Origin of the sequence: Actinomadura gamaensis (assembly GCF_042652125.1) — a bacterium.
Lineage (GTDB): Bacteria > Actinomycetota > Actinomycetes > Streptosporangiales > Streptosporangiaceae > Spirillospora > Spirillospora gamaensis.
Genome location: NZ_JBHSIT010000001.1, coordinates 529,845 through 553,604, shown reverse-complemented (window position 1 = coordinate 553,604; position 23,760 = coordinate 529,845). Strand labels below are relative to the sequence as shown.

At 72.5% G+C, this 23,760-nt stretch carries 25 protein-coding genes, 3 tRNA genes and 1 riboswitch; of the genes, 10 read left to right on the top strand and 18 right to left on the bottom strand.

Annotation, left to right across the window (positions count from 1 at the left end; genetic code table 11):
* Positions 1-88: 88 nt before the first annotated feature.
* The 6 genes from ACFPCY_RS02555 to ACFPCY_RS02530 all read left to right on the top strand — a co-directional run bounded on the left by ACFPCY_RS02555 (position 89) and on the right by ACFPCY_RS02530 (position 4,598).
* A complete protein-coding gene (locus ACFPCY_RS02555; RefSeq protein WP_378251903.1) occupies positions 89-898 on the top strand; it encodes an SAM hydrolase/SAM-dependent halogenase family protein in 810 nt (269 codons plus the stop codon).
* Positions 899-1,030: 132 nt separating this feature from the next.
* A complete protein-coding gene (locus ACFPCY_RS02550; RefSeq protein WP_378251902.1) occupies positions 1,031-1,906 on the top strand; it encodes an ABC transporter substrate-binding protein in 876 nt (291 codons plus the stop codon).
* Between the two features lie 10 nt (positions 1,907-1,916).
* Complete coding sequence (locus ACFPCY_RS02545) at positions 1,917-2,777, top strand: amino acid ABC transporter permease (protein WP_378251901.1); 861 nt, start codon at positions 1,917-1,919, stop codon at positions 2,775-2,777.
* The gene (locus ACFPCY_RS02540; RefSeq protein WP_378251900.1) at positions 2,777-3,526 is read left to right on the top strand and encodes an amino acid ABC transporter ATP-binding protein; all 750 of its coding nucleotides are present in this window, start codon (positions 2,777-2,779) and stop codon (positions 3,524-3,526) included. Before ACFPCY_RS02545 ends, ACFPCY_RS02540 begins: the two co-directional genes overlap by 1 nt.
* Positions 3,527-3,676: 150 nt before the next feature.
* On the top strand, positions 3,677-4,069 hold the full coding sequence (locus ACFPCY_RS02535; protein WP_378251899.1) for an NUDIX hydrolase: 393 nt from the start codon (positions 3,677-3,679) through the stop codon (positions 4,067-4,069).
* A gap of 124 nt (positions 4,070-4,193) precedes the next feature.
* Positions 4,194-4,598: a hypothetical protein gene (locus ACFPCY_RS02530; protein WP_378251898.1), complete on the top strand. Its 405-nt coding sequence runs from the start codon at positions 4,194-4,196 to the stop codon at positions 4,596-4,598.
* A gap of 110 nt (positions 4,599-4,708) precedes the next feature.
* Here the strand turns inward: ACFPCY_RS02530 and ACFPCY_RS02525 are convergent, their stop codons facing one another.
* The gene (locus ACFPCY_RS02525; protein WP_378251897.1) at positions 4,709-5,236 is read right to left on the bottom strand and encodes a hypothetical protein; all 528 of its coding nucleotides are present in this window, start codon (positions 5,234-5,236) and stop codon (positions 4,709-4,711) included.
* A gap of 565 nt (positions 5,237-5,801) precedes the next feature.
* Here ACFPCY_RS02525 and ACFPCY_RS02520 point away from each other — a divergent pair.
* Entirely contained in the window at positions 5,802-6,692 is an 891-nt protein-coding gene (locus ACFPCY_RS02520; protein ID WP_378251896.1) for a hypothetical protein, read from the top strand.
* A gap of 277 nt (positions 6,693-6,969) precedes the next feature.
* On the opposite strand, the gene ACFPCY_RS02515 is transcribed toward ACFPCY_RS02520, so the two are convergent.
* The 11 genes from ACFPCY_RS02515 to ACFPCY_RS02465 all read right to left on the bottom strand — a co-directional run bounded on the left by ACFPCY_RS02515 (position 6,970) and on the right by ACFPCY_RS02465 (position 16,027).
* Positions 6,970-7,042 (bottom strand) — tRNA-Glu (locus tag ACFPCY_RS02515).
* Positions 7,043-7,202: 160 nt separating this feature from the next.
* Positions 7,203-7,275 (bottom strand) — tRNA-Glu (locus ACFPCY_RS02510).
* Positions 7,276-7,316: 41 nt separating this feature from the next.
* Positions 7,317-7,388 (bottom strand) — tRNA-Gln (locus ACFPCY_RS02505).
* A gap of 178 nt (positions 7,389-7,566) precedes the next feature.
* A complete protein-coding gene (locus ACFPCY_RS02500) occupies positions 7,567-8,205 on the bottom strand; it encodes a DUF2461 domain-containing protein (RefSeq protein ID WP_378251895.1) in 639 nt (212 codons plus the stop codon).
* A 127-nt stretch (positions 8,206-8,332) separates the two neighbouring features.
* Positions 8,333-9,097, bottom strand: a complete 765-nt coding sequence (locus tag ACFPCY_RS02495; protein ID WP_378251894.1) for a fumarylacetoacetate hydrolase family protein — start codon at positions 9,095-9,097, stop codon at positions 8,333-8,335.
* Positions 9,098-9,124: 27 nt separating this feature from the next.
* Positions 9,125-10,708: a cellulose binding domain-containing protein gene (locus ACFPCY_RS02490; RefSeq protein WP_378251893.1), complete on the bottom strand. Its 1,584-nt coding sequence runs from the start codon at positions 10,706-10,708 to the stop codon at positions 9,125-9,127.
* A 132-nt stretch (positions 10,709-10,840) separates the two neighbouring features.
* On the bottom strand, positions 10,841-11,200 hold the full coding sequence (locus ACFPCY_RS02485) for a hypothetical protein (RefSeq protein ID WP_378251892.1): 360 nt from the start codon (positions 11,198-11,200) through the stop codon (positions 10,841-10,843).
* A gap of 184 nt (positions 11,201-11,384) precedes the next feature.
* Complete coding sequence (locus tag ACFPCY_RS02480) at positions 11,385-11,669, bottom strand: GNAT family N-acetyltransferase (RefSeq protein ID WP_378251891.1); 285 nt, start codon at positions 11,667-11,669, stop codon at positions 11,385-11,387.
* A gap of 49 nt (positions 11,670-11,718) precedes the next feature.
* Positions 11,719-13,299: a citramalate synthase gene (gene cimA, locus ACFPCY_RS02475; RefSeq protein WP_378251890.1), complete on the bottom strand. Its 1,581-nt coding sequence runs from the start codon at positions 13,297-13,299 to the stop codon at positions 11,719-11,721.
* A 398-nt stretch (positions 13,300-13,697) separates the two neighbouring features.
* Entirely contained in the window at positions 13,698-14,801 is a 1,104-nt protein-coding gene (locus ACFPCY_RS02470) for a branched-chain amino acid aminotransferase (RefSeq protein WP_378251889.1), read from the bottom strand.
* Between the two features lie 170 nt (positions 14,802-14,971).
* Positions 14,972-16,027 carry a 3-isopropylmalate dehydrogenase gene (locus ACFPCY_RS02465; protein WP_378251888.1) on the bottom strand — a complete coding sequence of 352 codons (1,056 nt, stop codon included), beginning with the start codon at positions 16,025-16,027 and terminating at the stop codon, positions 14,972-14,974.
* 95 nt (positions 16,028-16,122) lie between these two features.
* Positions 16,123-16,311, top strand: a riboswitch (cobalamin riboswitch).
* 31 nt (positions 16,312-16,342) lie between these two features.
* On the opposite strand from ACFPCY_RS02465, the gene ACFPCY_RS02460 reads away from it, so the two are divergent.
* A complete protein-coding gene (locus tag ACFPCY_RS02460) occupies positions 16,343-16,567 on the top strand; it encodes a CbtB domain-containing protein (RefSeq protein WP_378251887.1) in 225 nt (74 codons plus the stop codon).
* Positions 16,567-17,307, top strand: a complete 741-nt coding sequence (locus ACFPCY_RS02455) for a CbtA family protein (RefSeq protein WP_378251886.1) — start codon at positions 16,567-16,569, stop codon at positions 17,305-17,307. Before ACFPCY_RS02460 ends, ACFPCY_RS02455 begins: the two co-directional genes overlap by 1 nt.
* A gap of 37 nt (positions 17,308-17,344) precedes the next feature.
* On the opposite strand, the gene ACFPCY_RS02450 is transcribed toward ACFPCY_RS02455, so the two are convergent.
* Positions 17,345-18,136, bottom strand: a complete 792-nt coding sequence (locus ACFPCY_RS02450; protein WP_378251885.1) for an MBL fold metallo-hydrolase — start codon at positions 18,134-18,136, stop codon at positions 17,345-17,347.
* Positions 18,137-18,182: 46 nt separating this feature from the next.
* Here ACFPCY_RS02450 and ACFPCY_RS02445 point away from each other — a divergent pair, with 46 nt between their 5' ends.
* A complete protein-coding gene (locus ACFPCY_RS02445; RefSeq protein WP_378251884.1) occupies positions 18,183-18,602 on the top strand; it encodes a MerR family transcriptional regulator in 420 nt (139 codons plus the stop codon).
* A gap of 137 nt (positions 18,603-18,739) precedes the next feature.
* Here ACFPCY_RS02445 and ACFPCY_RS02440 read toward each other — a convergent pair whose 3' ends face one another.
* The 5 genes from ACFPCY_RS02440 to ACFPCY_RS02420 form a co-directional block, all read right to left on the bottom strand.
* Positions 18,740-19,930, bottom strand: a complete 1,191-nt coding sequence (locus ACFPCY_RS02440; RefSeq protein WP_378251883.1) for a helix-turn-helix domain-containing protein — start codon at positions 19,928-19,930, stop codon at positions 18,740-18,742.
* A 34-nt stretch (positions 19,931-19,964) separates the two neighbouring features.
* Positions 19,965-20,240, bottom strand: coding sequence for a hypothetical protein (locus tag ACFPCY_RS02435; RefSeq protein WP_378251882.1), 276 nt, complete (start codon positions 20,238-20,240; stop codon positions 19,965-19,967).
* Positions 20,241-20,551: 311 nt separating this feature from the next.
* Positions 20,552-21,739 carry a helix-turn-helix domain-containing protein gene (locus ACFPCY_RS02430; protein ID WP_378251881.1) on the bottom strand — a complete coding sequence of 396 codons (1,188 nt, stop codon included), beginning with the start codon at positions 21,737-21,739 and terminating at the stop codon, positions 20,552-20,554.
* Between the two features lie 56 nt (positions 21,740-21,795).
* A complete protein-coding gene (locus tag ACFPCY_RS02425; RefSeq protein WP_378251880.1) occupies positions 21,796-22,464 on the bottom strand; it encodes a (2Fe-2S)-binding protein in 669 nt (222 codons plus the stop codon).
* A complete protein-coding gene (locus ACFPCY_RS02420) occupies positions 22,464-23,627 on the bottom strand; it encodes an ROK family transcriptional regulator (RefSeq protein WP_378251879.1) in 1,164 nt (387 codons plus the stop codon). Before ACFPCY_RS02420 ends, ACFPCY_RS02425 begins: the two co-directional genes overlap by 1 nt.
* Positions 23,628-23,760 lie beyond the last annotated feature (133 nt).

Genomic DNA, 23,760 nt, shown 5'->3' with positions numbered 1-23,760 from the left:
CCCCACCGCGATTGTGTGGATTATGGGGCGACTTGGTACGCTCAGGCATCACTTTCCGTGATCCCCGCAGCTTCCGATAGGTACGCACGTGTCCGAGAACCGTCCGTTCGCCAGCCTCACCACCGACTTCGGCGCCGCCTACAGCGGAACGTGCGCCGGGGTCATGTACGCCATCGCGCCGCACGCCAACGTGCTGGTGCTGAGCGACGAGGTCACCCCGTACCGGATCGTCGAGGGCGCGATGCTGCTCCGGCAGGCGCTGCCCTACCTGCCGGTCGGCGTGCACGTCGGGATCGTCGACCCGGGCGTCGGCACCCCGCGCCGTCCGGTGGCGGTCGCGACCGGACGCGGCGACGTGCTGGTCGGCCCCGACAACGGGCTGCTCGTCCCGGCGGCCGAGGCGCTCGGCGGCGTGACCGCCGCGCACTACCTGGAGAACCCCGCCTACAGGCAGCCGTCGGTCTCCACCACCTTCCACGGCCGGGACATCTTCGCGCCCGCCGCCGGCCACCTCCTCGCGGGCGTCCCGATCGCCGAGCTGGGCTCCGCCGCGGACGCGCCGCTCCCCCTCGACCTGCCCGCCCCGGTCGTCGCGGACGGCTCGCTCACCGCGTCGGTCCTCTACACCGACCAGTTCGGCAGCCTCGTCCTCGGCGCCGGGCCCGCCGAGCTGCGGGCCGCGTTCGGCGACCTGCCGTTCGGCACGGAACTGGCGCTGACCTGGGACGGCGGCGAGGCGCGCGCGCCGTTCGAGGAGACCTTCGGCAAGGTCGCCGTCGGCGAGTCCCTGGTCTGGGTCGACTCGTCCGGACGGCTCGGCCTCGCCGTCAACCAGGGATCGGCGGCCGAGCGGTACGGTCTCGCCGACGGCATGCCCCTGACGATCACCCGAGCCTGACCCGGCCCGGCCCGGCCCCCGCCTCGCCCGGCCCGAACCCGGAACCCAACGTCCGCCCCTCGCCGCTCCCGCCGCTCCCGCCGCTCCCGCCGCAACCCTCGCACCGCTCCGTCGCATCGCTGGAGGCACGTCTTGGCCCGTCGTCCCCTGCTGGCCGCCCTCGCCGGGCTGGCCGCGCTCACCGTCGCCGCGACCGCGTGCGCGCCGCAGAAGGAGAGCGGCTCGTCCGCGGGCAAGACCCCGGCGTCCGCCGCGTCCTGCACCAAGGACAAGCTCAAGCTCGTCAAGCCCGGGCAGCTCACGGTCGCCACCGACAAGCCCGCCTTCGAGCCCTGGTTCAAGAAGGACGACCCGACCAACGGGCAGGGCTACGAGAGCGCCGTCGCCTACGCCGTCGCGGAGAAGCTCGGCTTCGCCAAGAACGAGGTGAAGTGGGTGACCGAGTCGTTCGACTCGTCCTACGCGCCCGGCCCGAAGAAGTTCGACTTCGACGTCAACCAGATCTCGGTGACCCCGGCGCGCGAGAAGGCCGTGACGTTCTCCGACGGGTACTACGACGTCCAGCAGGCCGTCGTGACCCTGAAGGACGGCAGGTTCGCGAACGCCACGCAGATCGCGCAGCTCAAGGACGCCAGGATCGCCGTGCAGGTCGGCACCACGTCGCTCGCGGCCGTCCGCGACCAGATCAGGCCGAGCGGGCAGCCGAAGGTCTTCAGCAACCAGATCGACGCGGTGAACGCGCTGAAGAACAAGCAGGTCGACGCCCTCGTCGTGGACCTGCCGACCGCGTTCTACGTCACCGCCGCCCAGGTGGACGGCTCGAAGATCGCCGGGCAGCTGCCGCAGAGCTCGGGCGGCGGCGAGCACTTCGGCCTGCTGCTCCAGCAGGGCAACCCGCTCGTCGGCTGCCTCAACCAGGCCATCGGGCGGCTCAAGTCGTCCGGGGACCTCGCCAAGCTCCAGCAGCAGTGGCTGACCTCGGCGGCGGGCGCGCCGATCCTCAAGTAGGGACGGACCGGTGACCGCCACCCCCGAGACCTGGGCGAAGAGCGAGCGGCAGCTCGCCCGCGAGCGCGCCCGCCGCCGGGCCGGCATCCGCAACGGCTCGATCGCCGCCGCGTCCACGATCGTCTTCCTGGCGGTCGTGGCCGGCGGCGTCGTCGCCTCGCCCGGCTGGCCGAGCGTTCAGGACAAGTTCTTCGACTGGGGCGAGTTCAAGGCCGCCTTCCCGGACGTGCTGAGCGGCTTCTGGATGAACGTCCGGATCTTCCTGCTCGCCGAGCCGGTGATCCTCGTCCTCGGCCTGCTGGTCGCGCTCGCGCGCGGGCTGCGCAACCCGCTGTTCTTCCCGCTGCGGGCGCTCGCGGTCCTCTACACCGACGTGTTCCGCGGCATCCCGACGATCCTGCTCGTGTTCATGATCGGTTTCGGGCTGCCCGCGCTCGGGCTCCAGGGCGTGCCGACCGACGCGGCCGTGCTCGGCGGCGGGGCGCTCGTCCTGTCCTACGGCGCGTACGTCGCCGAGGTGTTCCGGGCCGGGATCGACTCGATCCACCCGAGCCAGCGCGCCGCCGCGCGGTCGCTCGGGCTGTCCCAGGCGCAGGCGCTGCGGTTCGTCGTGCTGCCGCAGGCGGTGCGCCGGGTCGTCCCGCCGCTGCTGAACGACTTCGCGTCCCTCCAGAAGGACACCGCGCTCGTCGGGACGCTCGGCGTCGTCGAGGCGCTGCGGCAGGCGCAGATCCACTCGGCCGACACCTTCAACTACACGCCCTACCTCGCGGCCGCGGTGCTGTTCATCGCGCTGACGGTGCCGATGGCCCGGTTCACCGACCACCTCGCGGCCCGCGCCGAGCGCCGCCGCGCCCCCGGAGGCAAGTGATGAGCCGTCCGCTGCTGGAGGTCGAGGGCCTCTGGAAGACCTACCGCGCGCACCCGGTGCTGCGCGGCGTGGACCTGGACGTCGCCCCGCACGAGGTCGTGTGCCTGATCGGGGCGTCCGGGTCCGGCAAGTCCACGCTGCTGCGCTGCGTGAACCTGCTGGAGGACGTGGACGACGGCGCGATCACCCTCGACGGGACCGAGATCACCGCGCCCGGCACCGACCAGGACGAGGTCCGCAAGAGGATCGGCATGGTCTTCCAGTCGTACAACCTCTTCCCGCACATGTCGGTGCTGGACAACATCACCCTCGCGCCCGTCCGGGTGCACAAGCGCGGCCGGCGCGAGGCCGAGCAGCGGGCGCGCGAGCTGCTGGAGCGGTTCGGGCTGGCCGGCAAGGCGGCGGAGTACCCGGACCGGCTGTCCGGAGGCCAGCAGCAGCGCGTCGCGATCATCCGGGCGATGGCCTGCGACCCGAGCCTGCTCCTGCTGGACGAGGTGACCTCCGCGCTCGACCCCGAGCTGGTCACCGAGGTCATGGGCATCATCCGGGAGCTCAAGGACCAGGGCATGACGATGATCCTCGCGACCCACGAGATGGGGTTCGCGCGCGACATCGCCGACACGGTCTGCTTCCTGAGCGACGGCGTCCTGCTGGAGCGCGGCCCGGCCGAGCAGATCTTCACCGAGCCGCGGGAGCCGCGCACCCGCGAGTTCCTCCAGCGCGTCCTCGCCTCGCGGCGCCTCTGACGTCCAGCGCGTCCTCGCCTGATCGGCGCCTCCGTCACGCCCGTCCGATGCCGGGCGGCGTCGGGCGGGGCGGCGGGGCTGGGCGGCGTCGGGGGGGGCGGCGGGGCTGGGCGGTGCCGGGCGGGGCGGCGGGGCTGGGAGAATCCCCGTATGGATCTCGACGTCGTGGCCTGGGTGCACGTCGCGGACGGGCGGATGCTGACCGTCCGGTCGCGCGGCCGGGGCCTGCTCTACCTTCCCGGCGGCAAGCGCGAGCCCGGCGAGGACGACTGGTCGGCGATCGCGCGGGAGGTCCGCGAGGAGCTGGGGCTGGCCCTCGACGCGGCGACCTTCCGGGAGCTGGGCGTCGTCCGGGCCCCGGCGCACGACCAGCCGCGCCACTCGCACGTCCGGATGGCCTGCTTCACCGCCGGGCACAGCGGCGAGATGGCCGCGACGGGCGAGGTGGACGAGTTCCGCTTCGTCGGCCCCGAGGACCGCGCTCTGCTGGCTCCGGCGTCCGCCGCCGCGCTCGATCTGGCCGCCGAGCGCGGACTACTTTGATCATTCGCCGCCGACACGCGGCAACAATGATTGACCATCGCCCCGCCGGAGCCCCACACTAAACCCGCTGGCAACTCAAAGTAACGGAACGAGTACACGTCAGATTCGGCCAACGGGGGTTCCCATGCACGACCACATCGCCTACGCCGCCGGACGCCTCGGCGCGGCCGACTCCCTGCCGAGCCTGCTCGCCGCCGCCATCGACGGCCTCGAACTGGTCGAACGGGCCGCCACCGCGCTGACCGACCCGTCCCGCGGGCCCGTCCGCCCCGGCCTGGCCGCCGCCCTCGCCGAGGCCACCCAGGCGTGGTGGGCGCTGTCCGCCGCGCCGTCCGTCCGCTCCCCCGAGACCGGCTGCCCGAAGCGGAGCGGCGGCGTCCGGGAGACCGTGGACGCGCTCAGCCGGTTCTCCCTCCAGCTCACCGAGGCCCTCGTCAGCGCCACCTCGCGGACGCTGGACCCGGCCGACCGCGTCGCCTGCCTCCAGGCCGCCCGCCACCTCGCCCGGGTCCACGCCGTCCTCAACTGAAGCTCACGCGGGAACCGGCACCCGTGCCGAGACCGCCGGTCCCGCGGGGACCGAGGCTCGCTCGGGGAGCACAGGCCACGCGGGACCGGGACTCTCGCGGGGGCCGCGGGTCAGGCGGGCTCCTCCGCCTCGCCGGACGGCGCGGCGGCGCGGCGGCCGGCGGCGGCCCGCTCGGCGTCCGCGCGGGCGGCGGCGAGGATCATCTCGTCCACCAGCCAGCGGGACTGCGGCGACAGGTCGACCAGGGCGCGCAGCACGTCGGTGCGGACCACGCCCTCCTCGACCTCGCGGCGCAGCGCCTTGAAGGTCAGGTCGTCGTCGATCGGGCCGGCCTCGGACGCGAAGCCGAAGTAGCCGATCGGGACGCCGAAGAAGGTGGCCAGCGCGGTGAGGGTGCGCAGCTGCGGGTTGTCCTGGCGGCCGGTGCGCAGCTTCCAGACCGTCGTGGACGAGATGTCCTCCCCCGTCGCGTGCGCGATCGCGCTCGCGGTCTCGACGTTGTTGCGCGGCGCGGGCGCGTCGGCCGGCCACATGTTCTGGATCAGCCACTCGACCTTGTCGGCCAGCATCGCGCCCGGCGTCGGCGGCTTGCCGTCCCGCCCGGTCTCGGCGTCGGTCTCGGTCCCGGTCGTCTCCATGCACCATCCCCTTCGCTCAGGCAACGACTTTAGTTGACCCGGCCGCCGTCCGTCAGCAAGGACACATAAACAGTGGCGGTGAGTATCGAGATCATCACGGATCGCGACCCGCCGGGCGGCCTGCGGGACGCCCCGGCCCCCGGCTGCTTTCATCGTGCTCAGCAGGTCGTCCGGGGGGAGGTGACCGCCTGTGAGGGGATCTGTCACGGCACTGGCGGCCGGAGCGGTGCTGATGCTGTCACCAGCGCCCGCATCGGCGTCCGCGGCACGCGCGGTCTCGGTTTCCGCGTCGAGGGCGGGACACGCCGGCGGGGGCACCGATTGCCCGGGCCTCAAGGGGGCGGCGGCTGCGATCTTCGGGCAGACGCCCCTCTGCCGCGAGCTCGGACGAGAACTCCTCCACGGACGCGACGGTTTCGGCCGCACGCTGCGCAGCTCCCTGCGAGACCCGCGGCAGGGGCGGCCGGCGCGCCGCCCGCACCGCGCCGAGGCGCGCCGACGCGCGACACCGCCGCATCAGAAGGCGAGCGCGCGTCCTCTGGGCCGTCCTCGACAGCGTTATGGGGTGGTTGGCGACGTTCTCGGCAGCGCTGCGGTGCCCGGCGGGATTCCGGCGGGCGTGCCGTCGAGCGCTGTGCGGCCGTCCGGCGCCGCTGAGACCGTCCGGGGCAGTGGGCGGACGGGCTCGTTCGGTCTCCTGCCCACCCTGCTCGCCATCCTGGCCATGTGCGCGGCCTTCCTGCTGCACCGGCGGGTCAGGCCGGTGCTGGGCGCGGTGATCCGTCCTTCGCGCCGTCCCGGGGCGCGGTACGTCCCCCACGATGCTGTCAGCGAGCCGCCGTCCGCGACGTTCGCCACGACGGCGCACACGGGGCCGACCGTCCCGGCGGTGCGGGTGGCCGCCGAACTGGCCCGCCCGTCCGGGGTGGGGCTGGTCGGGGACGGCGCGGACGGGTTCGTCCGGGCCGTGATCACCGAGCTGGTCACCCGGGACGGCCCGCGCGCCAAGGTCGTCCTCTCCCGGGCGGAGCTCGACCGGCTCTTCGGCGACGCGTTCGACGAGCCGCTGCGCTCGGCGCTCGCGCCCGAACTGCACGTCTGCGAGCTGCTGGAGGACGCCATCGAGCACCTGGAACTGGAGATGCTCCTCAGCGACGCCGAGCAGGCGAACCCGGACCTCAGCCCGACGCGCGGACGCGGCATGCCGACCACCTACTGGATCTCCACGCCCGGCCGGGACGACGACGTCGTGCTCCCGCTGGTCCGGCGCGGCCCGGCCAACCGGCCCGTCGGGATCATGTTCGGCGTGTGGCCGCACGGCCGCACCTGCGCGGTCGACGCGGACGGCGGGCTCGCGACCCCGTCCGGCCCGCGCCGCGTCACGCCGCTCACGGCGGACCAGGCCCTCGCCGCCCTCCGCGCCCACGCCTCGACCGAACGCACCGGCTGGCTCTGACCCCAACCACCCGCGGCTGCCCAGCGCGAGCGCCCGGCGCAGGACGCAGGGCGGGGGCGCGGCACGAGGGCGGCGCGGGCGCACGGGGCGAGGGCGCGGGGCGAGGGCGCGGCGCGGGGTGCGGGCGCGGCGCGGGGTGCGGGCGCGGCGCGGGGTGCGGGCGCGGCGCGGGGTGCGGGCGCGGCGCTTGATCGTTAATGGAAATGGGCGGGTGGCGATCAATGCGGAAAATGCGCGAGGCCCCGGTCGTGATGACCGGGGCCTCGTACTTCGCGCGTACCCCCGAGCGGATTCGAACCGCCGTTACCGCCTTGAGAGGGCGGCGTCCTAGGCCACTAGACGACGGGGGCCTGATCTTGCCTGCGGCCTTCGCGGTCTCCCGCTCGGCCTCGCCCAGCTTAGCGGATCTCGCGCGGGCCGCCGACCGGTTTGTTCCGGCCGCCGCGTCCCGACAAGATCGAAGCCCCGACCGCGCACGCGGCGATCAGGGCTTTCACCTGCTGAGTTGCGTACCCCCGAGCGGATTCGAACCGCCGTTACCGCCTTGAGAGGGCGGCGTCCTAGGCCACTAGACGACGGGGGCCTGCGCGACACCGATCTCCGCTTCCGCGAGATCGGGATCAGCTGGGGTACCAGGACTCGAACCTAGACTAACTGAACCAGAATCAGTCGTGCTGCCGATTACACCATACCCCAGTGCCGTGAGCTTCCCTTTGGCCCTTCCGGGCCTTCCGTTCCGCTCGCGCCTCGAAGAGAATACAGGACTGCAGGACGAGTGCCAAAACGAATAGCGGAGGCACCCGACCAGCGCCTTCCGGCCGCCGCGGCGCCGCCCGGAATCGACCGTCCGGAACGCCTTCCGGTACCGGCGTCGTCAGCGTCCGAAATCGGGCGGGCCGACGTGCTCCTCGGCCCATTCGCCGAGCGGGCGCAGCCGCCGCCAGGCGTCCCGCACGCGGTCGACGACCTCGCCGGTGGCCATCCACGGGTCCGAGGGCCAGCCCTGGCGCGCGTAGAGCCCCCGGTGCCGCAGCAGCCCGATGCGCGGATGGTCGGCGTCGAAGCCGCGCGGACGGGTCTTGAGCGTCGCCCCAGCGATCTCCATGCCCGCCTTCTCCAGGTCGGCCAGCAGCGCTTCGAGGGCCTTGCCCGAGGCGGGCGCGTGGACGGCCGCGCGGTAGCGCTTCAGCCGCTCGCCGTCCATCGAGTACATGCCGCCCGCGACGAGCATGCCGTCGGCGTCGATCTCGACGTAGAGGCCGCCGTCGAGGGCCAGCGCGCCCTGGTGGTCCTTGTAGGGCGTCTTGTCCTTGCTGAAGCGGACGTCCCGGTACGGCCGGAACAGCTTGGTGTCGCCGAACTCCGGCTCCAGCTCGTCCAGCAGGGCGAGCATCGGCCGCCGGACGTGCCGCTCGTAACGCTCCTTGTTCGCCGTCCAGTAGTCGCGGCTGTTGTCGGCGAGCAGCCCCTCGTAGAAGGCGAACGCCTCCTCGCCGAAGCCTTCGAAGCCCATCGGTCCCTCCCTGTGAAACGCGTACGGCGCCCCTGGACAGAGCCTAGGGACGCCGTACGACAGCCTGAGCCGTCCGGACGCGGCGGAACGCCGGGCGCGGGCGGCGGAGCGCCGGGCGCGGGCGCGGTCAGTCGCGCGCGACCACGCGGTTGGTGAGGGTGCCGATGCCCTCGATCTCGACGCCGACCTCGTCGCCGATCTCCATCGGCCCGACGCCCGCCGGGGTGCCGGTGAGGATCACGTCGCCGGGCAGCAGCGTCATGACCTGCGTCACGTACTCGATCAGCTCCGGGATGCCGTGCGTCAGCTCGGAGGTGCGCGCCTGCTGCTTCACCTCCCCGTTCAGCCGGGTGGTGATCGCGAGGTCGGACGGGTCGAGCTCGGTCTCGATCCACGGTCCGAGCGGGCAGAAGGTGTCGAAGCCCTTGGCCCGGGTCCACTGCCCGTCCCGCTTCTGGAGGTCGCGGGCCGTGACGTCGTTGGCGCAGGTGTAGCCGAGGATGACGTCGCGCGCCCGGGACGCCGGGACCTCCCGGCACAGCCGCCCGATGACGACGGCGAGCTCGCCCTCGTAGTCGACCCGCTCCGACAGCTTCTCCGGGTAGGCGACCGCCTCGCCGGAGCCGATCACCGCCGTGGACGGCTTGCTGAAGATCACCGGTTCGGCGGGCGGCTCCCCGCCCATCTCGCGGGCGTGCTCGGCGTAGTTCTTGCCGATCGCGATGACCTTGCTGGGCAGGATCGGCGCGAGCAGCCGCACGTCGGCCAGCGGGAAGCGCTGCCCGGTGAAGGACAGCTCGCCGAACGGGTGCGCCGCGATGGCGGCGATGGTGTTCTCTTCGACCACCCCGAAGGACATGCCTTCACCGGTGGAGAACCTCGCGATTCGCATGTCGAGCAGCCTAATCGGCGCGCGGACTCAGAAGCCGCACGGCCGCCCGGACAGCAGGCACCCCTGCGGCTGCGCGGGCTGTCCCGTCGCGCCGAACCGGACCGTCCAGGTGCCGCCGGGCGGGATCGCGACCGTCCCGTCGATCTCCACGTGCGTGCCGCCGTGCACGAGCTCCGCGCCCCAGATCGCGTGCACGTCCGCGCGCGGCGTGTCGAAGGTGATCTTCCATCCGGTCAGCGGCGCGCTCCCGCCGTTGGTGACGACGAACTGGCCCTCGAAGTAGCCCTGGTCCTGCTGGACGACCTGGTAGCTGATCCCGTTGCCCCGGACCACCGGCCCGGACGCCGTGGGCTGCGGGCTCGCGCCCCCGGGCGGCACCGCACCGGGCGTCCCGCCGGGCGCCGCCGAAGGCATCCCGGACGGCTCGTCGGACGGCTCTCCGGATGGCTCTCCCGACGGCTCGCCGGTGGGCGAGGCCCCGCCGGGCGAGGCCGAGCCCGGGGGCGACGCGGAGGGCGACCCGGTCCCGCTCCCGGTGCCCGAAGGCGCGGGCACCGCCGTGGCCGCCGTCCCCTTGTGCGACTTCCCGGACGAGCCGCCGACGAAGAACGCCGCTGCGGCTCCCGCCAGCACAACGAGCACCCCCAGCGCGATCGCCAGGATGACCAGGGGCCGCCGGTTCCGTCCGTTCGGACGCGGCGACACGCCCCCGGCAGGGCTCGTGTTAGCGGCCGCTCCTCCGCCGCCGCCCATCGCCATGGCGGCCGGAACGCTCGGTTGTCCCACTGCGGGCGTCGGAGCGTCCGGCGACGACGCCCCCTGCTGCGACGACACCGCCTCAGGACGAGCCTGAGCGACGTTCTCCCCGGGCGCCGCAGCGGCGCCCACAGCCCCCGCAGTCCCCGCAGCCTCCGCACCGAACCGAGCCGTCCACGCCTGCCCGCCCGCCGGGTCCAAGCCCGCAGGCTCGGTCTCCGACCGCCCCGGCGCGCCCTCCACGTGCGGAGGCGGGGCTTCCGCCTGCATGGGCACGCCTTCGACCTGCGTGGGCGCGGCCTCCCCTTGCACCGGGATGCCCTCCACTTGGGTAGGCGCGGCTTCCACCTGCGTGGGCTGAGGACGTTCGACCGGACCGAAGGGCGTCGCGGCCGGATCGTCGGGGAGTTCGTCGGGGCGCGGTCGCCCACCGACCGGGATGTCGGTGACCGTCGCGGACGCGAGATCGGACTCGTCGGGGGACGTCGCCGGGACGTCGTCCACCACGGCGTCGTCGGGAATCGTGTCGGAGTCCCACACCGTGACGTCCGCGTCCGGGAGGTCGGTGGCGGTGACCTCCGTCATCGGAAGATCGGTGATCGTCTCGTCCGCCCTCGCAGGCACGCCCTCGCCCGCAGGCACATCGTCGGCCGGAGGCACATCGTCGGTCGCGGGCGTGGCGTCGGATGCCGGGGCGTCGTCGGGCGTGGTCGCCGGGGGCGGCGGGTCGGCCGCCTGGGGGACGTCGAGGACGGTGTCTTCCGGGGCGGGTCCGGCGGGTTCCCGTGGCGGGATCGCGAATTCCGCGGTGTTCGTGTGGTCCGGGGGGACGTATCCCGGGGTGTCGCCGCTCACCTGGCCACCTCTCCAGCGCTTCGGTTCACTGGATCGGACGGTCGTCGGGGCGATCCGGTTCGCCCCGGCGCGACGATCATCCCGCCGGACGCGCGGCACCGCCGCGGCTCGACCGCAGTGGCGGAGGCGGTGTTACTCCTCGGTGGCGCGGCGGGCGGCGCGGCGCTGGTGCCGGTTGAGCAGGTCGGTGATCAGGCCGATCGCGTCCGGGCTGGTGGTGTCCGGGGCGCCGCTGAGCCAGCGGGTGGCCTCGGCGAGGAGGTTCTCGGCGGAGTCGCCCGCGCGGCGCTCGTCGGCGAGGCGGCCGAGGACGTCGCCGAGCCGGAGCGCGGCGTCGGGGCTCCCGGCCTCGGCGGCGCACCGGAACCAGGCGGCGGCCTGCTCCAGGTCGCCGTCGCGTTCGAAGGTCTCGCCCAGGCCGAGGGCGACGCCGGCGAACGTCTCGTCCTGGACGGTCCGCGCCAGTGCGGAAGGCCGGGTTCGGACGGGCATGGATGCTCCGGGGGTCGGGTGCGTGGGGTCGCGTGCGTGGGGACGCGAACGCGCGCCGGTCGTTCGCGGCGCGCGATCACGGGTAACTCATGGTGGCCGTCCGGACAGCGTTCTGCCACCTGTTTGGCCATGTTCAACGGCTTTTCTCCGTGTTCACATGAACACGACGAGTCATTATCGCAGGTCAGGCGAGAACATCCTGGTAGTCGGGGTGCTTGTCGATCCAGGACTTGATGAACGGGCACTGCGGGACGACCGTCCGGCCGGCGGACCGGACGTCGTCCAGCGCGCCGCGGGCGAGCGCGCCGCCGACGCCCTGCCCCTCGTAGTCCGGGAAGACCTCGGTGTGCGTGAAGACGACGGTCCCGCCGTCCCCGCGCAGCCGGTACTCGGCGAATCCGGCGAGGGCGCCGTCCACGGTGATCTCGTAGCGGCTCTGGTCGCGGTCGTCGGTGACGTTTCTGCTCATGCCCGGTCAATTACCCGGCGGCGGCGAAGATTCCCCGGTGCGGGTGATCTCACGCGGTCGGCTCGTGGCCGGCGTGGAGCAGGCAGTAGGTGACGGCCTCCTCCAGCGCCTGCCAGGACGCGGCGATGACGTTGTCCTCGACGCCGACGGTGCCCCACTCGCGCTCGCCGTCGCTGGACTCGATGAGGACGCGGGTGCGGGCGTCGGTGCCGTGCGTCCCCTCCAGGATGCGGACCTTGTAGTCGGTCAGCTCCATCCGGGCGAGCTCGGGGTAGAGCTGGCCGAGGGCGAGCCGCAGCGCGTTGTCGAGCGCGTTGACGGGGCCGTTGCCTTCGCCGGTGGCGATGATCCGCTCGCCCTTCGCGTGGATCTTCACGGTGGCCTCGGAGACCATCGAGCCGTCCGGGCGGCGCTCCACGATCGTCCGCCACGACTCGACGTCGAAGTGGCGCGGCCGGACGCCGGTCAGCTCCTCGCGCAGCAGCAGCTCGAACGACGCGTCGGCGGCCTCGAACGTGTGGCCGGTGGACTCCAGGTCCTTCACCCGCGAGACGACGGCGGCGGCGCGCTCGCCGGACAGGTCGTAGCCGAGCTCGCGGCCCTTGAGCTCGACCGACGCGCGTCCGGCCATGCTGGAGACGAGCATCCGCATGTCGTTGCCGACGGCGGCGGGGTCGATGTGCTGGTAGAGGTCCGGATCGACCTTGATCGCGGACGCGTGCAGGCCCGCCTTGTGCGCGAACGCCGACAGCCCGACGTAGGGCTGCTGCGAGGTCGGCGCGACGTTGGTGACCTCGGAGACGGCGTGCGCGATCCGGGTCATCTGCGCGAGCTGCTCGTCGCTGACGAGCCGCATCCCGCGCTTGAGCTGGAGGTTCCCGACGAGCGTGAACAGGTTGGCGTTGCCGCTGCGCTCGCCGTAGCCGTTGGCGCAGCCCTGCACGTGCGTCGCGCCCGCCCGGACGGCGGCGAGCGAGTTGGCGACCGCGCAGCCCGAGTCGTCGTGGCAGTGGATGCCGACGCGCGCGCCGGCCGAGACCACGTCGTGGACGACGTCGGCCAGCTCGTCCGGCAGCATGCCGCCGTTGGTGTCGCAGAGCGCGACGACATCGGCCCCGGCCTCGGCCGCGGTCCGGACGACCTCCAGCGCGTAGGCGCGGTTGGCCTTGTAGCCGTCGAAGAAGTGCTCGGCGTCCAGGAAGACGCGTCGGCCCTCCGCACGCAGGTGGGAGACCGTGTCGCGGATCATCGCGAGGTTCTCCTCCAGGGTCGTGCGGAGGGCCAGCTCGACGTGCCGGTCGTGGCTCTTCGCCACGAGCGTCACGACGGACGCACCCGAGTCGCGCAGGGCGGCCACCTGAGGGTCGTCGGCGGCCTTCACACCGGCCCGGCGGGTCGCGCCGAACGCGGTGAGCTGCGCGTTCTTCAGTTCGAGCTCGGTCCGAGCACGGCGGAAGAACTCGGTGTCCTTGGGGTTGGCGCCCGGCCAGCCGCCCTCGATGAAGCCCACGCCGAGCGCGTCGAGGTGACGCGCCACGGCGAGCTTGTCGGTCACGGAGAGGTTGAGGCCCTCCTGCTGCGAGCCGTCACGCAGCGTGGTGTCGTACACGTGGAATGCGTCGCCCTGCATGTGGGATCAGCCCTTCGAGGGTGGGCGGGACCGCGCCGGAAAACGAAAAGACCCCTCACGGGCGTGAGAGGTCTGCGCGCCGGCGGTGTTCCGTCAGTTGCCGGCGCGCCAGCCAATAATCACGAGGCTGTGGCGCATGATGCCCCGATCATGCCACAGCCGTCTCAAAAACACCAACTGCCGTCTCACGTGTCGAGACGAAATCGGGGCGACACGGTGAAACGGCAGCCGGCGGACGAGCATCGGGCCCCGGGAAACGGCCTGGCCCGGCCCTCACGGGGACGAGCCTCAGGCGTCACGGCGACGGCTCTCAGGCGTCACGGGGACGCATGCCAGGCGTCCCTGTGGACGGAGGTCAGGCGTCCCGGGGAAAGGTGACAGGTGTCCCGGGACGGAGGTCAGGCGATCTTGTGGACCCAGCCGTAGCGGTCCGGGCGGTGGCCGAACTGGATGCCGATGAGCTCCTCGCGCAGCCGCATGGAGATCTCGCCGGGCTCGCCGTCGCCGATCTTCCACTCGCGGTCGGTGCCCTTCACCGCGCCGACCGGGCTGATGATCGCGGCGGTGCCGCAGCCGAAGACCTCGGTCAGCTCGCCGGACTCGCAGCCCCGCTGCCACTCGTCGATGTCGATCTTGCCCTCCTCGACCTGGATGCCGAGGTCGGGCGCGAGCTTCAGCATCGAGTCGCGGGTGATGCCCGGCAGCAGCGTGCCGGTGAGCGCCGGGGTGAGGATGCGCGGCTGCGGGCCGGCGCCGTAGACGAACATCAGGTTCATCGAGCCGACCTCCTCGACCCAGCGGTGCTCCACGGCGTCCAGCCAGACGACCTGGTCGCAGCCGTGCGCGACGGCCTGGGCCTGCCCGGCGAAGGACGCGGCGTAGTTGCCTCCGGTCTTCGCCGCGCCGGTGCCGCCGGGGGCGGCGCGGGTGTAGTCCTGCGACAGCCAGACGGTGACCGGCTTGATGCCGCGCGCGTAGTAGTTCCCCGACGGGGACGCGATGATCATGAACAGGTACTCGTCCGCCGGCTGGTTGACGCCGAGCAGGCGGGTGGTGGCGAACATGAACGGGCGCAGGTAGAGGCTGTGGCCCTCGCTGGTGGGGACCCAGTCGCGGTCGGTCGCGACGAGCAGTTCCAGGGCCTCGACGAACAGCTGCTCCGGGATCTCCGGCATCGCCATCCGCTGCGCGGAGGCGTTCATCCGGGCGGCGTTGGCGTAGGGGCGGAAGGTGACGATGGAGCCGTCCGCCTGCCGGTAGGCCTTCAGGCCCTCGAACAGCTCCTGCGCGTAGTGCAGCACCTGGGAGGCCGGGTCGAGCGCGATCGGGCCGTACGGCTGGAGCTTGGCGTCGTGCCAGCCCCGGTCCTTGTGGTAGCGGATCGTGATCATGTGGTCCGTGAAGTACCGGCCCCATCCGGGATCGGCCAGGATGGCCGCGCGGTCCTCCGCCGAGACGGGGTTCTCGTTCCGCGTGATCTCGAAGTCCAGGGTCGTGCTCATCGTGGGTGTCCTCTCCCGGATCGCCAGGCGGCTCCGTTGCCGTCCGACCTTCCCTAGTCCCTATTGTCGTACTTCGTCCAGACCCGGCTCTCCACCCACGGCGAGCACGACGAAAAACCGGGCGCGCCGTGAGGTCGGCGCGCCCGGTCATGGCTGGTCGGCGAGCGCGCCTACCCGGCTACTCGCTTGGCGATGGCGTCGCCGATCTGCGCGGTGGACCGGACGCCCGCGCCCCCGCGCTCGATCAGGTCCTCGGCGACGGCGGACTCGACGCGGCGCGCGGCCGCGTCCTCGCCGAGATGGTCGAGCAGCATCACGACCGACAGGATAGTCGCCGTCGGGTCCGCCTTGCCCTGCCCGGCGATGTCCGGGGCGCTGCCGTGCACCGGCTCGAACATCGACGGCGCGGTGCCGTCGGGGTTGACGTTGCCGGACGCGGCGAGCCCGATGCCGCCCGCGACGGCCGCGCCGATGTCGGTGATGATGTCGCCGAACAGGTTGTCGGTCACGATCACGTCGAACCGCTGCGGCTGGTTCACGAAGAACATCGTCGCCGCGTCGACGTGGCAGTAGTCGGTCTCGACCTGCGGGTACTCCTCGCCGACGCGCTTGAGCGTGCGCTGGTAGAGGTCGCCCGCGTAGGCGAGGACGTTGTCCTTGTGGACGAGCGTGAGCTTCTTGCGCGGACGCGCCGCGGCCTGCTCGAACGCGTACCGGATCACCCGCTCGACGCCGAAGGCGGTGTTGACGCTCTCCTGCGTGGCGATCTCGTGCGGGGTGCCCTTGCGGATCACGCCGCCCGTCCCGGCGTAGAGGCTCTCGGTGCCCTCGCGGACGACGAGCATGTCGATGTCGTCCGGGCCGACGCCCGCGAGCGGGGACGTCGCGCCGGGCAGCAGCTTCACCGGGCGGAGGTTCGCGTAGTGGTCGAACTCGAACCGGGTGCGCAGCAGCAGGCCGCGCTCCAGCAGCCCGGACGGCACGGACGGGTCGCCGATCGCGCCGAGCAGGATGACGTCCTGGTCGCGCAGCTCCGCGAGGACCGAGTCCGGAAGGACCTCGCCGGTGCGGTGGTAGCGCGCCGCGCCGAGGTCGTATTCGGTCTGCTCGAAACTCAGGTCGTGGGCGGGGGCGACGGCGTCGAGGACCTTCAACCCCTCGGCGACGACCTCCGGGCCGATCCCGTCACCGGGAATGGCCGCGAGTCGGATGCTGCGGGAAGCCATGCGGGGACTCTACCGCAACGTCTCATCCAATGAGCAATGGTCTCACCCCCTGAGACAGGACAGAACGGTGTGACTTGACGTCGCATCCCCCAAAGGGGACGCTTCGCCTGACAAGTTCACATCGAGGCGACGGTGCGCAGGAACCCGGTGCGATTCCGGGACGGTCCCGCCACTGTGACCAGGGAGCCTCCCCCGCGTGCGACCACGGCCGGAAGACCGGCTGGAAGGTCGGCGGGAGGCGCCGATCTGGGAGTCAGGACACTGACCCGTCGTCCTCCCGCAACCGGGGCGAGTGAACCCCGTGAGGAGACCCAGATGGCCCAGTCCGCCGTTCCCGAGCAGCGCGCCGCCCAGCAGCCGGTGCCGCTGCGCGTCCCCGTCCGCGACATCCTGCCCTGGGCGGTGTTCGCCGCCGTGCTCGGGCTCGTCCTGATCTACTTCGTCGGCGCCGAGCAGGGCGCGACCTCCCTGTTCTCCGGCACCTGGGTGCACGAGTTCACCCACGACGGCCGGCACCTGCTCGGCTTCCCCTGCCACTGATGGCGGCGGACGTCACCGCCGCCCCGCGCCCGATGACCATGCGTTCCCTGCTCGTGCGGGGGATGCTGGCCGGGCTGGCCGGGGCGGCGCTGGCCCTGGTCGTCGCGTGGGTCTACGGCGAGCCGCAGGTGGGGAACGCGATCGCGTTCGAGGAGTCGCACGCCGACCACGGCGCCGGGCACGAGGAGGAGATCGTGTCCCGGGCCGTGCAGAAGACGGCCGGCCTGATCACCGCGGTCGGCTTCTACGGCGTCGCGATCGGCGGCCTGTTCGCGATCGCGTTCGCCTTCGCCTACGGACGCCTCGGCGCCCTGCACGCGCGCGCGACGGCGGCCGTCGTCGCGCTGCTCGGCTTCGTCGCCGTCGAGGGCGTGCCGTTCCTGAAGTACCCGGCCACTCCCCCGGCGGTCGGCAACCCGACCACCATCGGCGGCCGGACGGCCCTGTACTTCGGCATGGTCGCGATCGGCATCGCCACGGTCGTCGCGGCGGTGATCATCTGCCGCCGCCTCACCCCGCGCCTGGGCACCTGGAACGCGGTGACCGTGTCGGCGATCGGTTTCGTCCTGGTCAACGCGGTGCTCTTCCAGATCACCCCGAAACCGGACGCGATCCCCGACCACTTCCCGGCTAGGACGCTCTGGGAATTCCGCATGGCGTCCCTGGGCATGCAGGCCGTCCTGTGGGCGACGATGGGACTGCTCTTCGGCTGGCTGACCGAACGAGCCGTCCGCAAGTAGCACCGGCGAGGGGGCCGGCGTCGTCGCCGACCCCCTTTCAGCGGTACCGGGCCAGTTCCCACGGGTCATGGGCCGAGAAGACCTCGACCTCGTCCCCGTGGTCGCGGACCAGTTCCCGCAACCGCGCCTGCGTGCCGAGCCGCAGGTCGGCATGGACCTGCGAGTTGGTCTGGACGAGATCCATGAGCGGATGCGGCTCCTTCTCGTCCTGCATCTCGCGGTGGTAGTAGTACGCGTCCCCGCAGTGCAGCAGCCATTTGTCGCCGTCCCGCACGGCCACCCCCGCGTGCCCCTGAGTGTGCCCACCGAGCGGGACGAGCCTGATCTCCGACGGCAGGCCGTCCAGGGCGAACGCGCCGAACCCGAACCACCGCTCGCCGGGCGTCCCGTCATAAGTCACCCACTTGGGCCCATGCGCCCAATGCGCCGGCCGGTACCGGGAAGCATTTCCCGCTAGCGCCGCGTCCCGCTCGGCCGCCAGCACGTGAACGGACGCGTCCGGGAAGTCGGGCAGGCCCCCGCAGTGATCGACGTCGAGATGGGTGACGACGACGTGCCGCACATCGGACGCCTCGTACCCGAGCCTCTCGACCTGCCGGATCGCCGTCTCGGACTCCTCCAGCACAGGGGCGGTCATGGCGACCCACTCCGCCCCGAGCGTCCCGTCCGGATCGCGGACATCCCCAAGCCCCAAGCCCGTCTCGACCAGCACAAGCCCTTCCTCGGTCTCGACGAGCAGACAGTGGTTCACCGCACGCGCAGGAGAAGGCCCTTCATAGGTGGCCTCGATCGTGGTCATGGAACCGCAGTTCAGGTGATGGATTCTCATGCGGGCTATGCTGCGACTTGAAGCGCGGTTCAAGTCAAGGAGCCTCATGACGGACGATCTGCTCGACATCGCCGAAGTGGCCCAGCGCGCCGGGCTCGCCCCGTCCGCCCTGCGCTTCTACGAGAAGAAAGGCCTAATCGAACCCGCCGGACGCAACGGCCTCCGCCGCACCTACCGTCCGGACATTCTCGAACGCCTGGGCCTGATCACCTGCGCCCGCAGCGCCGGCTTCACCATCGCCGAGATCTCCGGCTTCCTCGCGGCCCGCCCCGGCGACACCGCCATCCGCGACCGCATGGCCGCCAAAGCCCGCACCCTGGACGACCAGATAGCCCAGCTCACCCGCCTACGCGACAGCCTCCAACACGCCTCGACCTGCGACCACGACCCGGTAGTGGACTGCCCCGACTTCAAACGCGCGATCGGCCGCGTCCCGACCGTCCCGTCCCGACAGTGCGCACACTAACGACCCGAGCAGGCCTGGGCACGAATGATCGACCACTCCCGGCCTGTAGCGCGCGCTCGACGGCGGCGCTTTCTGCGTTCTCGGTCACGCAGACCATTCAGCCGCATGCTCGCAGGAAGGCCCAGGAACGCGGTGTCCTAGTCGAGGCCGAGTTCGCCGACCAGTGACCGGATTGTCGGCGAGGGGCGGGTGGTGATCTCCCGGACCTCGGCTACGAGGGAGCGGGCGATGGCCTGGTGGCGGAACCAGACGCGCGAGGTGGCGCGCGCCTCGGCGAGGCGGGTCTCGGCCGCGCGCGGCTGGCGCGCGTCCACGTGGACCTGGGCTACGTCCAGCAAGTGGCGGCTGTAGGAGATGCCGCGCAGCTCGCCGGGCCGGACGTGGCGGGCCTCGGCCAGGGCGTGGCCGGGGTCCTTGAGCGTCGCCCACGCGTGGACGGCCTGCATACGCACGGTGGCCGGGCCGAACGCGGTCTGGTAGGCGTCCACGCGGTGGCCGATGCGCCGCGCGGCGGCGGCAGCGCTGTCGATGTAGTCGGACGGGTCGCGCCCTGCCGCGGCGGCCGGGGCCAGCGCGGTCATGAGCAGGTTGCCCCACACCGCGAGATGCGCCTCGGGCGCGGAGAACGACGGCTCGATCCGGGCGGCCGCGAGTACCGCGACGCGCTCGGCCTCTTCGAGACGCGCCTGGTGGAGCAGTACCCACGCGTAGGTGCCGTGCGTGGTCGCCCACTGCCACTCGTCGTCGCCTTCGGCCGCCGCCGTGACCGCGCGCTCCGCGCTCAGAGCCGCCAGGTCCAGCTTGCCGAAGTGCACCAGCAGGCAGGCCGCGAGCTGGTACGCCTGCGCCAGCGACGCGGCGACCGCCGCGCCGAGCGTGCGGTGCGCGAGCCGCGTCTCGCCGATCAGGCCGGGCAGCGCGGCCGTCAGGCTTCCGAAGTCGCCCGCCCAGTAGAGGTCCCAGCCCCGCCCCACGGCGGCGCGCAGCTCGTGGGGCGGCGTCGGCGCGCCGTCGTCGTCCACGTCGAGCCCGGCCAGGCCGGGCAGCAGCGACGGCGCGAGCAGCGCGTCCCTCAGCGCGAGGACGCTGGCATCGCCCCGGTCGCCGCCGAGCCGCTCGCGCCGGCCCGTCAGCTCCGTGAGGTCCACGTCCAGCGCGGTGGCCAGCTTCATCAGCGTGGTCGTGCGCTCGCCCTGCCGTCGCCCCTGTTCGAGCTTGGCGACCGTGTCGCGCGAGAGCCCGGCCCGTTCCGCGAGGCCCTCCTGACTCATCGCGCGCTCCCTGCGGATGCGCTTGAGATTCGTCCCGATCGTGCTGGTCTCGGGCATGGCCCGTACCTCCTGACGCCTCGGCGCTCCCAGGCTACTCAGCGCCTGCGATGCGCGCGGCGATGGCTTCGGGAGTGAGCAGGCGACTTACAAGTTCCTCGACGGCCTGAGGCACGTCGCCGAGTCCGAACCCGGACGAGTCGACCAGCCGTCCCGCCCGCATCTGCACGCTCTCTCCGAGATGCGGGACGGCGGCGTTGGTCACCAGCAGCGCGGCCACGGGCTCCTCGGGTAGCGGCCCCAGATGCGCCTTCACCCGCAGCCCCCGCCCGACCAAGAGATCACCGAGTTCACGCAGCACGTCGATCACCGGGCCTCCTCGCGCGCGTAGGCGCGGAGCTGGATCCGGAGTCCCTCAGGCGTGTCGGCCTCCGCGGCCGAGGGCCCGTGCTGCACCAGCTCCCCCGGCCCTGGCCCGCGCAGCGCCCACCACCGCCCGGTATCCCGAGCACAAATGATCGACCACCCGGGAAACTCCGCCTCCAGCGCCGTCTCGTGCGCTGCCTTCTGTTCCGCCGTAAGGCGTGGCCTGTGCGTCATGACGCACAGGTTGCCAGCGGGGACGCTCCGTAATGTTCCAAGATGGTGCACGGTGGGCTTGCCGCGCGCGGGGGCCGGGTGTTACACGGTCATGCGCCGCTGGAGGCGCCTGAGCGGTTCGGGCAGCGTGCGGCGCACGTCCACGAGGTGCGCGACGACGGAACGCGCGGTGGGGTGGAACGTCACCATCTGGGGGGCTATGCGGTCGGCGCTCGCCAGGCGCGCCAGGGCTTTGGCGTGGTCGCCCACCTCGACGTGCACGCGCGACATGTCGATCTCGTGGTGCGCGCGGCGTTCGGGTGGGAGCGAGGTGAGGGTGCGCTCCCCGATCTCGTGGTCGCGGCGGGCGGCCTCGTCGGTGTCGCCCAGCTCGGACGCGACGGCCGCGCCGTGGATGGCCACGTTCGCCGGAGTGAACTCCAGCCCGTGGACGACCGGGCCCGTCCTGCCCGCGCGGACGCGGTCCACGGCCTGCCCGAAGTAGTCCCAGCTTCGGGCCGGGTCGGCGGCGCGCGCGGCGACTATGGCCGAACGCAGGTCCAGCGCGCCGGCTATCTCGGCCGCGTCGGGGCGGGCGGAGTCGAGGGACGCGGCGGCGCGGTCCAGCAGGATCAGCGCCGGACGGTGCTGGTTGAGGCCCAGCAGCACCAGGGCGCGGGCCAGCGTGATCAGGGCGGGGACGTTCGGGTCGCCCGAGCGCCGCGCCGTGTCCGAGGCGCGCTCCAGGAGGGCTAGGGCGTCACCGCTGTAGCCGAGCCGCCGCGCGAGGCTGACGCCCAGTCTGAGCGCTTTGCTGAGCAGCCCCCATACTTCGGGGTTCCCGGTTTCGTGAGCCCAGTAGGTGAGTTCCTCCAGCACCGCGGGCAAGCGCGCGCCAAGCTTGGACAGCTGGGCGTTGTGCATGAGTTTCTGGCCCGTCGCCACCTCGGCCGCGAGCACTTCGACACTGCGAGGCGGACCGGCGAGCTCCGGGCCGACGTCCACATACGCCTGGATGCGGCGCAACTCCGGGATGAACGCGTGGACGCGGTCGTCGTGGCCCGGCAGGCGGTACGGCTGGCCGTACAGGTCGGCCGGGTCCACGCTCAGCGCCGCCGCCACGGCCGCCACGAACGCCGGGGTCGCCATCTTCTGCCCGGCCTCCACCTGGGCGATGTGGCCTCGCGAGTACGCCGCCCGCTCGGCCAGGCCTTGCTGGGTCAGGCCCCGGCGCTTGCGGGCGCGTGCGATGCGAGTGCCGACCGTCTCCGTCGTGCCGTCCGCTGCCATGGAGCCTGCACCTCCTGAGCCGTCGCGCTTTTCAGGCTACGGGCCGGGGACCGTCTTCAGCGGTCCAGAAGGGCGCAGTCGCCGCACATTTCGCCGCCGGGAGGGACTTTGTAGTAGAGGCAGCAGCTTCGGCGGGTGAAGCCTCGGGGGCCTAGCGTCCCGGCCGTGTTCAGGGGTGGACGGGTGAGGAGGGCTTGGACGAGTGGGGTCAGCTTGGGGGCCAGGTCGGGGGCCAGGCGGGCGGCGTAGAGGGTTCCGGCCAGGGCGGAGGCCGCGTTTCCCCAGATCAGGCCGTCGGCCAGCTTGACGACCTTGTGAAGAGTGTCGCGGAGGGGGCGGAGCTGGATGTCCATGACGGTCTCGAACGCCTTCTGCGGGGACGCGGGCCAGCCGGTGGGCGTCGCCAGCCAGAGGGCGATGGGCGCGCCCGGGGCCCAGCGCCAGTGCAGGGACGACAGATCCGGGACGACGCCCTGGGCGGCCGAGGCGACCACTGGTGACCAGAGGCGCGAGGCGATGCCCTGGAAAAGGATGCTCGCGGCCACGCGCCGGTTGTCCGTGCCCAGGCGTTGGGCGTATTGGTCGATAAGGGTGTTCAGGTGGTCCGGGTCGGTTTCGGGGAGTGCACGCCAGGTCGGGTCCACCTCTTCGTTCGGGTCGGTGGTGATTCCGAAGTAGGGGCCTAGGGTGGAAGCGCGCTGAAGGGCCTGCGTGGGGTCGGTCATCAGCCGACCACCGGTTCGGCCACGGCGCGGTGGAAAACAATGTCGAGGGCTGTCTCGACGCCGATCGCCAGGGCGCCCTGGACGGTCGCTTCCGCCCCCAGTGCGGACGGTTCGACGGGTGGCGGGTCGAGCGGGGTCATGTCGGCGAGTCTCTCGCGGACGGCGTCCAGCAGCACGTCCTGACCGTGCCGGACGAGGCCGCCGCCGATCACCACGAGGCGCGGGTCCAGCACCGCGATGACGCTGGCCAGGGCGCGGCAGACGTTGCCCGCCTCGTACTGGACGGCCTCGACCGCGAGCGGGTCGCCCGCGCGGGCCGCGTCGTAGACGTCCGCCGTGGTGAGCTGGGCGTCCATGCCCAGGCGGCGGGCCGTGGCCACGAGGCCGGCGGCGGACAGGACGCTCTCCAACATTCCGTGGCGCCGGGCTTCGGGCGCGCGGGTGAGCGGGTCGGTCTCGCCGAGCGGCAGGAACGCGACCTCGCCCGCGGCGCCGCGCGCGCCTCGGTAGAGCCGTCCGTCCAGGACGATGCCCATGCCGATGCCCGTGCCGACGGAGAGGAACACGAAGTCGGGGACGTCCCGGCCGAGCCCGTGGGCCTGCTCGCCGAGCGCGGCGAGGGCGATGTCGTTCTCGATCAGGACGGGCGCGGGCAGCCGTTCGAGCAGTTCGCGCGTGACGCCCGGTTCGTCCCAGCCGGGCAGGTTGGGCGCCAGGCGCAGGCGGTGGGCGTCGGTGTCGTGGACGCCGGGGGTGCCGATCACGATGTGCGTGAGGTCGGCGGGGGCGCATCCGGCGTCGGCGGCCAGTTCGTCCACCAGGGCGACGAGCTGCGCCGTCAGCTCAGCGGGGCCGCCGGCGCGAGACCGGACGTCCCGCCTGACCAGCACTTTCCCGTCCAGTCCGCAGAGTCCGGCGCGGACCCACTCGCGGCCGACGTCGATGCCGACGGCCCGTCCCGCGTCGGGGTGGATCTCGTACAGCATCGCCGCGCGGCCCGCGCCGCCCGTGCGGTGACCGACCGTCCGGACGAGCCCGACGCGCTCCAGATCCGCCAGCGCGAGCGAGACCGTCGGTTTGGACAGCCCGGTCTCGCGCGCGACCTCGGGACGCGACACCGGTCCCCGCTCGCGGATCCGCTCGTAGACGGCCCGCTCGTTCATCACCCTCAGCACACTGGTGGTGCTGGCCACCGGTCTGCCGCTCGCCGACGCCACTCGTCCCCCTCACGTGCGCTCCTGCGCTCACCGGATTATCGCGCCCCCTCGGATCGTCCCACCCCCTTGCTTTGTTAGG

Excerpts from the sequence above, each read along its gene's own strand:
- ACFPCY_RS02425 (WP_378251880.1), bottom strand. The coding sequence starts at position 22,464 with ATGACCGACCCCACGCAGGCCCTTCAGCGCGCTTCCACCCTAGGCCCC.
- ACFPCY_RS02465 (WP_378251888.1), bottom strand. The coding sequence starts at position 16,027 with ATGGCTTCCCGCAGCATCCGACTCGCGGCCATTCCCGGTGACGGGATC.
- ACFPCY_RS02535 (WP_378251899.1), top strand. The coding sequence starts at position 3,677 with ATGGATCTCGACGTCGTGGCCTGGGTGCACGTCGCGGACGGGCGGATG.
- ACFPCY_RS02445 (WP_378251884.1), top strand. The coding sequence starts at position 18,183 with ATGACGGACGATCTGCTCGACATCGCCGAAGTGGCCCAGCGCGCCGGG.
- ACFPCY_RS02540 (WP_378251900.1), top strand. The coding sequence starts at position 2,777 with ATGAGCCGTCCGCTGCTGGAGGTCGAGGGCCTCTGGAAGACCTACCGC.
- ACFPCY_RS02500 (WP_378251895.1), bottom strand. The coding sequence starts at position 8,205 with ATGGGCTTCGAAGGCTTCGGCGAGGAGGCGTTCGCCTTCTACGAGGGG.
- cimA (WP_378251890.1), bottom strand. The coding sequence starts at position 13,299 with ATGCAGGGCGACGCATTCCACGTGTACGACACCACGCTGCGTGACGGC.
- ACFPCY_RS02530 (WP_378251898.1), top strand. The coding sequence starts at position 4,194 with ATGCACGACCACATCGCCTACGCCGCCGGACGCCTCGGCGCGGCCGAC.
- ACFPCY_RS02495 (WP_378251894.1), bottom strand. The coding sequence starts at position 9,097 with ATGCGAATCGCGAGGTTCTCCACCGGTGAAGGCATGTCCTTCGGGGTG.
- ACFPCY_RS02460 (WP_378251887.1), top strand. The coding sequence starts at position 16,343 with ATGGCCCAGTCCGCCGTTCCCGAGCAGCGCGCCGCCCAGCAGCCGGTG.
- ACFPCY_RS02430 (WP_378251881.1), bottom strand. The coding sequence starts at position 21,739 with ATGGCAGCGGACGGCACGACGGAGACGGTCGGCACTCGCATCGCACGC.
- ACFPCY_RS02525 (WP_378251897.1), bottom strand. The coding sequence starts at position 5,236 with ATGGAGACGACCGGGACCGAGACCGACGCCGAGACCGGGCGGGACGGC.
- ACFPCY_RS02485 (WP_378251892.1), bottom strand. The coding sequence starts at position 11,200 with ATGCCCGTCCGAACCCGGCCTTCCGCACTGGCGCGGACCGTCCAGGAC.
- ACFPCY_RS02470 (WP_378251889.1), bottom strand. The coding sequence starts at position 14,801 with ATGAGCACGACCCTGGACTTCGAGATCACGCGGAACGAGAACCCCGTC.
- ACFPCY_RS02420 (WP_378251879.1), bottom strand. The coding sequence starts at position 23,627 with ATGAACGAGCGGGCCGTCTACGAGCGGATCCGCGAGCGGGGACCGGTG.
- ACFPCY_RS02455 (WP_378251886.1), top strand. The coding sequence starts at position 16,567 with ATGGCGGCGGACGTCACCGCCGCCCCGCGCCCGATGACCATGCGTTCC.
- ACFPCY_RS02450 (WP_378251885.1), bottom strand. The coding sequence starts at position 18,136 with ATGAGAATCCATCACCTGAACTGCGGTTCCATGACCACGATCGAGGCC.
- ACFPCY_RS02440 (WP_378251883.1), bottom strand. The coding sequence starts at position 19,930 with ATGCCCGAGACCAGCACGATCGGGACGAATCTCAAGCGCATCCGCAGG.
- ACFPCY_RS02480 (WP_378251891.1), bottom strand. The coding sequence starts at position 11,669 with ATGAGCAGAAACGTCACCGACGACCGCGACCAGAGCCGCTACGAGATC.